General features: G+C 35.9%; 13 protein-coding genes. 12 read left to right on the plus strand and 1 reads right to left on the minus strand.

Annotation, left to right across the window (positions count from 1 at the left end):
- Positions 1-144 precede the first annotated feature (144 nt).
- From rfbB to FC30_RS06530, 12 genes are all read left to right on the plus strand, one after another.
- Positions 145-1,131 (plus strand): dTDP-glucose 4,6-dehydratase, encoded by a 987-nt coding sequence (gene rfbB, locus FC30_RS06475; protein ID WP_010690235.1) that lies wholly within the window; start codon positions 145-147, stop codon positions 1,129-1,131.
- A gap of 167 nt (positions 1,132-1,298) precedes the next feature.
- Entirely contained in the window at positions 1,299-2,384 is a 1,086-nt protein-coding gene (locus FC30_RS06480) for a glycosyltransferase (RefSeq protein ID WP_010690236.1), read from the plus strand.
- A 47-nt stretch (positions 2,385-2,431) separates the two neighbouring features.
- Positions 2,432-3,664, plus strand: a complete 1,233-nt coding sequence (locus FC30_RS06485) for a glycosyltransferase family 4 protein (protein WP_029507372.1) — start codon at positions 2,432-2,434, stop codon at positions 3,662-3,664.
- A 6-nt stretch (positions 3,665-3,670) separates the two neighbouring features.
- Positions 3,671-4,453 carry a DUF4422 domain-containing protein gene (locus tag FC30_RS06490; protein WP_010690238.1) on the plus strand — a complete coding sequence of 261 codons (783 nt, stop codon included), beginning with the start codon at positions 3,671-3,673 and terminating at the stop codon, positions 4,451-4,453.
- Between the two features lie 5 nt (positions 4,454-4,458).
- The gene (locus FC30_RS06495; RefSeq protein WP_162255314.1) at positions 4,459-5,412 is read left to right on the plus strand and encodes a glycosyltransferase family 2 protein; all 954 of its coding nucleotides are present in this window, start codon (positions 4,459-4,461) and stop codon (positions 5,410-5,412) included.
- 271 nt (positions 5,413-5,683) lie between these two features.
- Positions 5,684-6,706 (plus strand): O-antigen ligase family protein, encoded by a 1,023-nt coding sequence (locus tag FC30_RS06500; RefSeq protein ID WP_010690240.1) that lies wholly within the window; start codon positions 5,684-5,686, stop codon positions 6,704-6,706.
- A gap of 22 nt (positions 6,707-6,728) precedes the next feature.
- A complete protein-coding gene (locus FC30_RS06505) occupies positions 6,729-7,496 on the plus strand; it encodes a YveK family protein (protein ID WP_010690241.1) in 768 nt (255 codons plus the stop codon).
- 16 nt (positions 7,497-7,512) lie between these two features.
- On the plus strand, positions 7,513-8,232 hold the full coding sequence (locus FC30_RS06510) for a CpsD/CapB family tyrosine-protein kinase (RefSeq protein WP_010690242.1): 720 nt from the start codon (positions 7,513-7,515) through the stop codon (positions 8,230-8,232).
- A gap of 27 nt (positions 8,233-8,259) precedes the next feature.
- Positions 8,260-9,036, plus strand: a complete 777-nt coding sequence (locus tag FC30_RS06515) for a tyrosine-protein phosphatase (protein ID WP_056938492.1) — start codon at positions 8,260-8,262, stop codon at positions 9,034-9,036.
- Between the two features lie 17 nt (positions 9,037-9,053).
- On the plus strand, positions 9,054-9,638 hold the full coding sequence (locus FC30_RS06520) for a beta-1,6-N-acetylglucosaminyltransferase (protein WP_010690244.1): 585 nt from the start codon (positions 9,054-9,056) through the stop codon (positions 9,636-9,638).
- Positions 9,639-9,665: 27 nt separating this feature from the next.
- Positions 9,666-10,007, plus strand: coding sequence for an epsiib, glycosyltransferase (locus tag FC30_RS06525; protein ID WP_010690245.1), 342 nt, complete (start codon positions 9,666-9,668; stop codon positions 10,005-10,007).
- A 220-nt stretch (positions 10,008-10,227) separates the two neighbouring features.
- The gene (locus FC30_RS06530) at positions 10,228-10,890 is read left to right on the plus strand and encodes a sugar transferase (protein ID WP_010690246.1); all 663 of its coding nucleotides are present in this window, start codon (positions 10,228-10,230) and stop codon (positions 10,888-10,890) included.
- A gap of 402 nt (positions 10,891-11,292) precedes the next feature.
- Here FC30_RS06530 and FC30_RS06535 read toward each other — a convergent pair whose 3' ends face one another.
- Positions 11,293-12,105, minus strand: coding sequence for a transporter substrate-binding domain-containing protein (locus tag FC30_RS06535; RefSeq protein ID WP_010690247.1), 813 nt, complete (start codon positions 12,103-12,105; stop codon positions 11,293-11,295).
- Between the last annotated feature and the right edge of the window lie 14 nt (positions 12,106-12,119).

The raw sequence follows: 12,119 nt of genomic DNA on the forward strand, positions 1-12,119 counted from the left end.
AAGTCTATCACAAATGGCTTTTTATTTTTCTAACTTAATTTTACAAACTGCGTTATATAAATTTAACATTAGTATGTAGGTTGGAATTTCAATTTTTGTTGTTATAATTCGTAAATATAATTTAGCTTTGAGGGGACCAATCTGATGAAAAATCTACTTGTAACAGGCGGTGCAGGCTTTATTGGTAGTAACTTTGTCCGCTATATACTTAAAAAATATCCTGACTATAAGATCGTGAACTTGGATCTGTTGACTTATGCGGGTAATATCCATGATCTAGATGACTTAAAAGATGAGCCTAATTATGTCTTTGTTCGTGGTAATATTACAGATCGTGAATTAGTCGAACGTTTAGTCAAAGAACATAATATCGATACGATCGTAAACTTTGCTGCTGAAAGCCATGTCGATCGTTCGATCTTACATCCAGAAATTTTTGTAGAGACGAATGTGCAAGGGACATTAGCGCTTTTGCATGTGGCAAAAACAATGGGTCTAGAGAAGTACTTACAGATCTCGACAGATGAAGTTTATGGAACGTTAGGTAAAGAAGGATACTTTAGTGAGACAACACCATTAGCCCCTAATTCACCATATTCAGCAAGTAAGGCGTCGGCAGACCTACTAGTCCGTGCTTACTATGAGACTTATGGTTTAAATGTGAATATCACGCGTTGTTCAAACAACTATGGGCCTTATCAATTTCCTGAAAAGTTGATCCCATTGATGATATCAAATATGATAGATGGTAAGAAATTACCGATCTATGGTGACGGTAAGAACATCCGTGATTGGCTCCATGTCTATGATCACTGTCAAGCCCTGGATCTTGTTTTACATAAAGGGCGCAAGGGTGAAGTTTATAATATTGGTAGCCATAATGAGCGGACAAACAATGAGATCGTTCATCTGATCATTGAACAACTAGGAGCAGATGAAAGTGCGATCGAATATGTGGCTGATCGTCTTGGACATGATCGGCGCTATGCGATCGACTCAACAAAGATCGAAACAGAACTGGGTTGGAGACCAAAGTATACCTTTGATGCAGGACTCGTTGAGACTGTTGATTGGTATTTGAATAATGAAGACTGGTGGCGCCCATTAAAAAAACGTGCAGCCTTGAACTAAAGAATATGTGTAAGGGGTTGGTGTTATCGTAAGGACATCAGCTTTTTTAGTGGGTAGGATAAAAAAGGTGATTTATATCATAATTGTTATTTAGCATAAAAAGTGGGCAACAACTAGTAAAAAAGAGTATTAAAGATCAGTAGGTATAGTAAGGTTGTGAGATTTTAATGAAAAAACTGTTGTTTATCGTCGAGGCTTTTGGAGGGGGCATATTTACATATATATCTGATCTAGCTAACACGTTGAGCGACGAATATGAGGTCTATATCGCATATTCATTGAGAAAAGAAACACCAAAAGATTTTAAAAACTACTTTAATAGTAAGATAACATTGATCCCAGTGAACAATTTCACACGTGAGATAAGTGTGAAAAAAGATATTAAAGCAATGCTTGAACTAAAAAAGATCGTTAATGAGATAGCCCCCGACATGATCCATCTGCATTCTTCAAAAGCAGGTGTGTTAGGAAGAATGGCCTTTTTAGGCCGGAAAAGGCCGATGTTTTATACACCACATGGATATAGTTTCTTTATGCCTAATATCAGCAAGAAAAAGCGTTTGATGTATAAAGAAATCGAAAAGCTCTGTTCTTTGAGTCGATGCGTTACGATAGCATGTAGCAAGAGTGAATATGAAGCATCGTTAGGTATAACTTCTAATTCTGAATATGTAAACAATGGAATAAATATGAAAAATTTGGATAAAATGATCACCGCTCCAGAGGCGACTAAGGGAAAAAAACTGAAGATCGCTACTTTGGGAAGGATAGCGTATCAAAAAAATCCAGAATTGTTTGACCAAATTGCGAAAGCTTTTCCAAATGATGAGTTCGTTTGGATCGGAGATGGCGATCTAAAAGATAAGTTGAGTGCTAGAAATATCTCTATAACTGGATGGCTAGATAGGAGATCGGCTATCAAGAAAATGGAGGATAGTGATGTATTTTTACTCACCTCTCGTTATGAGGGCTTACCGATGTCCCTATTAGAAGCAATGTACATGAAAAAAGTGTGTGTCGTCAGTGCCGTTGTCGGTAACAGGGACGTCATAAATGCTAAAAATGGATTTTTGTGTAGTGATCTAAACGAGTATATCGGTGCGATAAATAAAATAAAGAGTGAAGATACAAAAAAACTGGTACAGCAGGCTAGAGCCGACATCTTAAGCGAATATAATACAGAGGTCATGGCTGAAAAGTACAAGGAAATATATCGTAAATATTCGCTTGATCAACATTTAGTACACGAATAGTACTTACGGTCAAGAACGTAGAGAAATATTTAATAAGCAATATGAGGATGAGAAGTGTGAAACAAAAGGTAGCAATAATAACAGCTGGTTATTTTCCGGTTCCAGCAACTAGAGGTGGGGCAGTCGAGAATTTAGTTGAAAACTTGACCAATGAAAATGAAAAAGAAGATAAAGTAGAATTGACGGTTTTTTCTTCATATGACGAGAAAGCCGAAAAATTGGGGCAAAATTACGAAAATACTATATTTGAATTTATTAAAACACCTAAAGTCGTTCAAAAATTAGATCTACTCATTTATAATTTTTTTGCCAAAGTCGTAAAAAAAGAGAAACATATGTCTTATAGATATATTTTACAACGATTATATTTTATAAATAGAGTGGCCATGTTTTTAAAGAAAAATGATTACGATAGAGTCGTGATCGAAAATCATCCAACGTTATTTATGGCGTTGAAAAAACATAAAAACTATCTTAAATATCGTGGTAAATATTACTATCATTTGCATAATAAGGCAGACAACCTGTATGGCTGTGACGAGATCATCAAGCAGACATATAAAGTTTTAGGCGTTAGCAATTATATCAATGAAACTTTGGCTGAGCGACTTGGAAAAACAGATATAAAATACGAAGTTTTGCCAAACAGGATCGACAGTACTAAGTTTAGAGCCGATTTTTCGGCAGAAGAACTTGAAAATGTGAAGAAACGTTTTGGAATCAGCCAAAAAGAACAAGTAGTCGTTTTTTCAGGGCGGTTGAATAAAGAAAAAGGTATCAAAGAGTTATTGTTAGCTTGGAAGAAATTAAAGCGCCCCAATACTAAGTTGCTCATTGTAGGAAGTTATTACTTTGCAAGCGGGATGGAAAGTGACTATGAAAAAGAACTTAAAGCTTTAACAGATAGCATGAAAGATCAAATAATTTTCAGTGGTTATATTGAATATGAAAAAATCCCTAAATTATTAGCTATTGCAGATGTTGTGGTTGCTCCGTCTATTTGGGATGAACCAGCTTGTTTATCAGTGATCGAAGCTATAAGTATGTATAAACCATTGATAACCACATTTTCTGGTGGAATTCCTGAATATGCTGATAACAAATCAAGTGTGATCTTACCTAATGATGAAAGTTTGGTTGATAATATTGCCGAGTCATTAGCAGACTTACTCGATGATGATAAAAAAAGGCAGGAAATGACAGAATTATTGGAATCAAAGACAAAAGATTGGGGCGTAGACCAATTTTACAATAATTTTGTGAGTGAAATGGAGAGATAGATTTTTATGACAATGTATGTTATAACACATAAGCGCAACGATTATAAACTACCATCGGGTTATAAGAACCTACTAGTGGGGGCAAATAAAAATCAAGTCAATGGGGTAGAGTATTTAGCCGATAACCAAGGCGAAAATATTTCCGATAAAAATAGCAGTTATTGTGAATTGACCGGTATGTATTGGTTATGGAAGCATTTAGATCAAATTCCAAATAATATAGGGATCTCACACTATAGAAGATATTTTTCCGATAAGGGCAAGTTGACTGAATACGTTGAAACGATGGTGACAGGAAAAGTTACACCATTAAGTTTAAAAAAAGCAGATCTTTATTTGAAAGATCATGATTGGATCGTTCCTAAAAAGATCGGGCTAGAAAATGGTGAAAAAGACCTGTATGAAAACTATGTCAATGCGCACTATGAAAAAGATCTAAAGGCTACCAGAGATATAATCAGCAAATTATATCCAGAATATGTTACAACATTTGATAAAGTTTTTGCTAGCAATGAATTTAGCCAATTCAATATGTGCTATACGAGTAAAGAAGAATATGCCAAGTATTGTCAATGGTTGTTTGATATCTTATTTGAGGTCGAAAAACAGATCGACATCGAAGGGTATGATGCCTATCAAGGGCGAGTTTTTGGTTTTTTAGCAGAGCGTTTGTTCAATGTTTGGTTACAACATGATGAAGCTAAAAAGATCAAGTATTTAGGAGTATTTGATCTAAGAACTAGGGATAGAGCGTATATCAAGCAAAAATTGATTGGGGGTAAGAAGTAGTGACTGTGAAGGATCTAGTATCGATCGTCGTACCAGCATACAATGTTGAAAAATACGTACACAGATGTGTGTCAAGTATCGATGCCCAAGAATATGAAAATTATGAGGTCATCTTTGTTAATGATGGCTCGACTGATGGCACCCAGAAATTGTTAGAAGAGATCGTAAGTCAAAAACCACGCTATAAGTTAGTAAATCAAGAAAATATGGGGCTATCTGGTGCAAGAAATACCGGGATACGTCATGCTAAGGGCGAATACATCTATTTTCTTGATCCCGATGATTGGATCGAAAAAGATCTGCTTTCAAAATGTATAGCTTGCTTATCAGAGCAAAAAGCAGATATGGTCTTTTTTGATTTCTATTTCACTCAAAGTGAAGTAGATCATCAAGCTCAATTTTGGTTCAAGAATAGACCAAAAAGTGGATGTTATCCAAGCGATGAAGCTTTAGAGTTTTTGTTGGATTGTAGGATCGGTAATTATGCTTGGTCTAGTGTGGCTAGGACAAAGATCTTTACCGATAATGAGATCGAATTTCCTGTTGGAAGAACGTATGAAGATCTAGCAACGACCTATAAATTGATCGGTAAGAGCCAAAAGGTATATTTCCTAGATGATCATCTCTACTATTACTATCAAAATAATAACAGTTCGATAACTAAAACTTGGAAATACAAAGATTACTTAGATACAAAGGAAAGTTTTGGTGAGATCGAGAGCTATATGAAAACTAACTATCCGGAATTATTACAAAAATTAGTGAATCTAAAGCTCAATATGCTGTTTGCATTTCTCGATAATAGTTATGGGAGCCAATATTGTACTAAAATGCAAGAACAGATAAGTGATATAATAGCTAAGGATCGCAGAGATGTAAGTTTGAAAAATAAAGTTAAATATTCGCTTTTAAAGACTAAGTTGTATTTTGTTATCAAGAAAATGAGGGGACAAGTTTGATTTGAGGGATGATCAAGTGAAAAAAAGTTCGGTTTCTAATGGAAATTTTTTTAGTTCATCGTTAGAATATATGATCGCTCTATTTTTGATCATTGGTAGCTCTAGTATATATAGTCTAATTTATCCAACTAATTATATATATATTGCATTGATCTGTATGCTATCGTTCTCTGTCATAATTAGCATACTAACTATCGGAGTGACGGCTAAAGAACTAACAGATCTGATCATAAAGGTGATCACAGTCACAATACTTATAGGGATATATTGTTTGCACACACTGAGCGCATATCCTGAATTTAATATGCGTACATATTTGTTACTGCTACTTGTGTTTGACCTGCTCGTATTAGAGCTAGGGATCAAAAATTATCGCGAGCGCAGTTTAACAGGTGGGATCATCGAGCGTTTCTATCGCTTGACGGTGATCTTAGCTACTATCAGTGTGTGTTGTTGGATCTTAGTCTCGATCGTAAAGGTCTTGCCGGTGACTGGATATACGGGATATTTTTGGGGGGGAGATCGTTTAGTCGGTAACTTCTTGAAGATCTATTTTGAAAGCCAAGATTATAATTTTATGGGGATAGTCATCAGTAGAAATTCAGGTATCTTCCCAGAAGCTCCAATGTATGCTTTCGTACTCATAATCGCGAGCGCATATGGTTACTTTATCCGTGGTGATAGAGATCGAAATATCGTGTGCTTAGTTATCACGATGTTTTCGACTCTATCGATGACGGCGATAATCATGGCGATCTTTATCGGCCTATGCTACTTTATGAAGAAATTCAAGGGTGGTTACCAAGCCGTTTTAGGAACGGTGGTCGTTCCGATAATGTTTGTTGGTTTTGGATACTTATTAGCCCAACTTTTAAGTTTTAAGTCATCAAATGACACATTATCGACGTCACTTCGTTTAGATGATATCAAAGCAGGGTATCTGCTTTGGAAAGTTCATCCTTATCTAGGGGCTGGCATGGACAATTTAGCCGCTTTACAGCAATATATGTCTGCCGAGAGATTATATACGTATATGGGAGTAAATCAGGCATGGTATAGTTTAGGTTGGTCGGCGATCTTAGCCTATGGGGGGCTTTATTTGACATTGATCTATAGTTACCCCTTACTAAGAAGCATAGTGTTAGGTATAAAATATAGAAATTCAATATGGATATTTTCATTTGTAATAATACTTTCTTTATTTATTTTAATTGTGTATGGATCTCCGCTATTTATCTTTACATTGGCATATTTGTGGATCAATTCGAATAAAGAAACATTACAAAGGACTTAATTATTGAGGAAGAGAGGAAAAAATGAAGAAACCGGATAATTTTATTAGCTTACTACAATATATGGGAATTTTAAAGAAGCATCTTGCTATGATCATTACATGTACCTTTTTAGGTGGGATCATTGCTACGATCGTAACATTTGTTTTTATGACGCCTAAATATAGCTCAACGGTCGATTTATTGGTCAATCAAAAGACTAATGATGCTGCAGCTCAATTCAACGTTCAACAAGCAGACCTACAAGCGATCAGAACTTATAAAGATGTTTTGACCAAGGGGGTGATCTTGAATGATGTTTTGAAAGAAGCTAAGAAAAAAGATAACTACAAAGGAAATATAGAACAATTAAAAAATGATATCTCTATTTCAAATGAAAATAACTCACAAGTTATCAGTGTTACGGTAGAAAATACCAATCCATATGTTGCTGCCGATATTGCTAATATGGTAGGGGATGTCTTTACCGAGAAGATCAAAAAGATCATGCAAGTCAATAATGTTACTATCGTAAATAAGGCAACTCCAGTGCTCAAGCCAGTATCACCCAGAAAGAAGTTGAATCTAGCCTTGGGTGCTTTGATAGGGCTTATGGTAGGCGTGATGATTGCACTACTCAAAGAGCTTGGAAATACAAAAATCGATAGTGAAGAATTCTTGACGGATGAATTAGGGTTAACTGTTTTAGGTAAGGTGTATCATTTGGATAGTAGATCCAAAAAATACAGGATCGCTAATGTGGCCTTGATAGGAGAGAATCTAGATACAAATTTAAAACGTAAACGTGTGTAGTATTAGGAGGTAGGGTATGAAATTTTTTGGTAAAAAGCAAAAAGGACTAGATACTAATAGTATGGGAAATGGGGTGTATTTGGTCACAGTAGATAAACCTACTTCGGTCAATACCGAACAGTTCAATACGATCAGAACCAATATAACTTTTTCAAGTGTGGATAAAGCATATAAGTCATTGATGGTGACCTCCACTGTTGCTTCTGAAGGTAAATCAACTATTGCAACAAATATTGCAGCGACTTACGCTAAACAGGGGCTAAAAACACTGTTGATCGATGCTGATCTGAGAAGACCGACAGTGCGTTCAACTTTTAATATTTCGGATAGCAAAGGATTGACTAATTTATTAACAGAGCCCGGTTTTGATGTTAATGATATTATTTATGAAACGACAGTAAAAAATCTGTATGTTATGCCTAGTGGTCCGATCCCACCTAATCCATCTGAATTGATCGGCTCTAAGCGGATGAAATCTTTGGGAAAACCTCTAAATGAAGCTTTTGATCTCGTGATATATGATGCTCCACCGGTCACCACTGTAACCGATGCTCAGCTATTATCGACCCAAGTTAATGGTACGATCTTAGTGGTCCGACAAGACAAGACAGAAAAATCGGTTTGTCGTGAAGCAGTTAAATTGATCGAACATGTTGGCGGTCATATTATTGGCGTGATCTTAAATGACGTACCTAGCTCAGCTAGTGGATATTATGGCTATTATTCAAAAGATTAATAGTGATTCTTAGGGGGAAGGGAAAGTATGCAATTTGATAAAATAGTAGACTTACACTGTCACATATTACCAGGGATAGATGATGGTTCTCCTGATATGGAGACCTCACTTAAGTTAGCTGAAAAAGCAGTTGCAGATGGTGTTACGCATGTTTTAGCAACACCACACCATCTAGATAATAAATACGTGAACCATCGAGAAGATGTCATAAAAGCAACTGAAATTTTTCAACAAGAGCTTGATAGCTCTGCGATCCCATTGATGGTTTTTCCAGGACAAGAGGTCCATATCAATGGTGATCTGCCACAACAATATGCAGATCTGTTAGGGGCAGATGCAGATAAGCATTATATCATGTTAGAACTACCGCATTCTAATGTTCCTGTATACTCGAAAAGAATGATCTTTGAACTACAAAAATTAGGAGTTACGCCGATCATTGTACATCCCGAGCGAAATAAAGAGATCCAGTCAAATCTCGATATATTGTATGAGTTTGCTCAAAAAGGAGTATTGACCCAGATAACTGCTACAAGTTATGTGGGGGGATTTGGAGATAAGGTAGCCGATATTTCCAAAAAAATGGTCGAAAATAAATTAGTTCAGCTAGTAGCCTCTGATGCACATGCGCTCAAGGGAAGAGATTTTGTGTTGCATGAAGCGCTGGATGGAATAGAAAATGATTTTGGGCCTGATGTAGCCAGCGAATTTGAAAAGAATGCGGAAAATATTCTTAATGGTAATAGTGTTGTAGCTAAAGGATATCAGCAGATTAAAAAGAAAAAAAAGTGGTTTTTCTTTTAGTATGAGAGGAGTTTATTGTGAGAAAACATGCCTATTTGATCATGGCACATAGTAATTTTCAACAGTTGAAATTTTTACTGTCATTATTAGACGATAAAAGAAATGATATTTTTTTGTTGATAGACAAAAAAGTTGAGGTCTCAGATAAATTATTGGGAGCATTAAAAAGTGCCTGTGATAAGTCAAACTTGATCTTTGTGGAGAGAACAAAGGTCAACTGGGGAGGATATAGCTTAATAAAAGCGGAATTGCTTTTATTAAAGGCTGCGGTAAAAACTGATCATAGTTACAGTTACTATCATTTGATCTCTGGAAGTGACTTGCCGTTATTTTCGCAAGACTATATCCACGAGTTTTTTGAACAAAATCCCAATAAGATATTTTTATCCCTTGTTGACAACGAAATAAAAAATAATAACAATATCGCAGAACGTGTGAGATATAAACATTACTTCAATGAACTATATGGAAAGACTCGCGGTAGTTTTACCGGAAAAGTCGTAAATAAGCTCGATAGAGGTTTTGTTCGTGTGCAAAAACTACTTAATAAAGATGTGCTTAAAAAGTTTAAGATCAAAGATGTAGGCTATGCATCTGAGTAGTTTTCGATCGATAATGAGACTGCACAAATGCTTGTAGAAAAAGAAGACTATATCGAAAAAGTCTTTAAAAGATCGTCTCTTTGTGATGAAGTATTTCTTCCAACTATGGTATTTAAAGAAAATATGGAGCATAAACTGTATACGACAAATACATTGCACGATGTTCCAGATGAATTACAAGGGAATCTAAGATATATAAACTGGTGGGAGGAATCATTGACCGGGGCATCACCGTATGTTTGGAAGGACGGTGATGAAGAGCGGTTAGAGTATGCCGCTAGTTTAGGGCATTTATTTGCTAGAAAATTTGATCTAAGCGACTCACCAAAACTAAAAGAACTTATTTGTAAAAGATGTCAAAAAGCGTAATCGGTAAATGATAACTGCACTAGAAACTATATTGCAGTTTTGATCATGGCATTAACACAAATGAATAATAGGGGAGACTATCAGAGTTAGTTAATGTCAGCGCCTGCTAGGATATGGGAAAACTAATGTCGATGATAGTAAATAAAATTATGAAAGGAGAAGCTATATTCTTTCGCAAATGTAGTCAAATACATTTGTTCACGTTTTATATAGCAGAGCGATGAAAAATAATAATAGGATCAAGGATACAAGGATCAATAAAGAGTTTATAGATAATCAGCATACATATATGTTTTTTAAACGCATCTTTGACATCCTACTCAGTCTTATCGGATTGATCATATTGGCTATCCCATGTTTGATCATTTCGTTATTTATCTTTGCATGTGATCGTGGACCAGTCTTTTACACGCAAGAACGTGTCGGTAAAGATGGCAAACGTTTTAAGATATATAAATTTAGATCAATGTATGTCGATGCGGATAAGTTACTTGAAAAGTTAAAAGAAAAAAATGAAGTTACGGGCCCAATGTTTAAAATGAAAAATGATCCTAGAGTTACTTCAGTTGGGCGTTTTTTACGGAAAACAAGTTTAGATGAATTACCACAGTTATTGAATGTTTTACGTGGTGATATGAGTTTGGTTGGTCCTCGTCCACCGTTGCCAAGTGAGGTCGAAGAGTATAGTGAATACGACAAACAACGACTATGGGTAGTTCCAGGATGCACAGGATTGTGGCAAGCAACTGAGCGTAATAATGTTGGATTTGCAGAAATGGTCGAATTGGATCTAAAGTATATTCAAAAGAGAAGTTTATTTTTAGATGCTAAGATAATTTTTCTAACCTTTTTAGTGATCATCCATCCTAATGGTGCATATTAACGATCAGCTCCCAGTTTTGGGGGCTTTTTTGTATTCTTCTAAAAAAATTGCTATATTCAACAAAAAAATTTAGATAAGAGGTTAAAAATATTTTAAGGGTAATTTTTGATATTGCGTTTTCATTATTAGCATAGTATCATTTAAATATAAATAAATTAACTTAACAGGCTGCATAGTTAGTTTATACAATATATATCCTCTATTTCCCCGTGTTTGTCGCTGGTTCCGATGGCTGGGGATTTTTTTGTTTGCGCTATGACAGCGGTACCGCAGAGCGCCTTTTTTCTAATTATTGTAAACTACCTTTTGAAAAATATGAGCGGTCCAATTTATTTAGTGAGCCGTTTCTAATATAAGAAAAGCCCCTGTCCATATCGCGGACAGGGGCTTTTACTAAATTAATTATTTCGTAATGTCGCCACCGACATATTTTTCAGAAATTTCTTTTAATTTACCATCTTTGCGGAGCTTATCGAGTGCCTTATCAACGCTCTTTTGTAATGATTTATCTTTCTTAGACATCAAAGCACCGATCTTAGCTGGATCTTCTTCTTTGGAAACATCAGTTGCTTTAAGACCTTTAGTTGAGTGGTCCTTTTTGTAAGCATACCAAGCAGACATCGAGTTGATCGCACCTTTAGCGCGGTCTTGTTTGATCAAGTCAAGTGAAGTCGTAAAGTCAGAGGAGGGAACGACTGTCGCTTTATATTTTTTAGCGATGATCGCATTGTCAGTCCCAGTCCCAGCTGCGATCTTTTGGCCCTTGATCTGGCTTAGCTTAGTCAGATCAGAATCCTTTTTAGTGATCAAAGCAAAGTGTGAGTAGATATAAGGCTTGGAGAAGAGATATTTTTCTTTACGCTCTTTAGTGATCGTTACGTTGTTTAAAACAACATCATATTTTCCTGTATCAAGCCCAGCGATCAAGCCGTCCCACTTAGTAGGAACAAACTTAGCTTTGAGTCCCATTTCCTTGGCGAGTTGTTTACCTAGCTCCACTTCAAAGCCAGTCAATTTACCGTCCTTACGGTAAGAATATGGGGCAAATGTTCCTTCTAATCCAATGGTCAAAGTTCCCTTTTCCTTTAATTCTTTAGTTGTTTGTGCTGGAAGTTTTTCCGCAGCCGAAATATTTTGGGGTTTTACGGCGTTCAAGGCCAAAGTCAAGCCTAGGACACCTGCGACAGCTAAGATGCTTTTAAATGTTTTTTTCATGATAAATTCCTTTC

This window comes from Ligilactobacillus animalis KCTC 3501 = DSM 20602, assembly GCF_001434535.1.
Taxonomy (GTDB): Bacteria; Bacillota; Bacilli; order Lactobacillales; family Lactobacillaceae; genus Ligilactobacillus; species Ligilactobacillus animalis.

Coding starts and splice junctions, on each gene's coding strand:
- FC30_RS06525 (WP_010690245.1), top strand. CDS start 9,666: ATGCTTGTAGAAAAAGAAGACTATATCGAAAAAGTCTTTAAAAGATCG.
- FC30_RS06485 (WP_029507372.1), top strand. CDS start 2,432: ATGAGAAGTGTGAAACAAAAGGTAGCAATAATAACAGCTGGTTATTTT.
- FC30_RS06490 (WP_010690238.1), top strand. CDS start 3,671: ATGACAATGTATGTTATAACACATAAGCGCAACGATTATAAACTACCA.
- FC30_RS06530 (WP_010690246.1), top strand. CDS start 10,228: ATGAAAAATAATAATAGGATCAAGGATACAAGGATCAATAAAGAGTTT.
- FC30_RS06505 (WP_010690241.1), top strand. CDS start 6,729: ATGAAGAAACCGGATAATTTTATTAGCTTACTACAATATATGGGAATT.
- FC30_RS06515 (WP_056938492.1), top strand. CDS start 8,260: ATGCAATTTGATAAAATAGTAGACTTACACTGTCACATATTACCAGGG.
- FC30_RS06535 (WP_010690247.1), bottom strand. CDS start 12,105: ATGAAAAAAACATTTAAAAGCATCTTAGCTGTCGCAGGTGTCCTAGGC.
- FC30_RS06510 (WP_010690242.1), top strand. CDS start 7,513: ATGAAATTTTTTGGTAAAAAGCAAAAAGGACTAGATACTAATAGTATG.
- FC30_RS06480 (WP_010690236.1), top strand. CDS start 1,299: ATGAAAAAACTGTTGTTTATCGTCGAGGCTTTTGGAGGGGGCATATTT.
- rfbB (WP_010690235.1), top strand. CDS start 145: ATGAAAAATCTACTTGTAACAGGCGGTGCAGGCTTTATTGGTAGTAAC.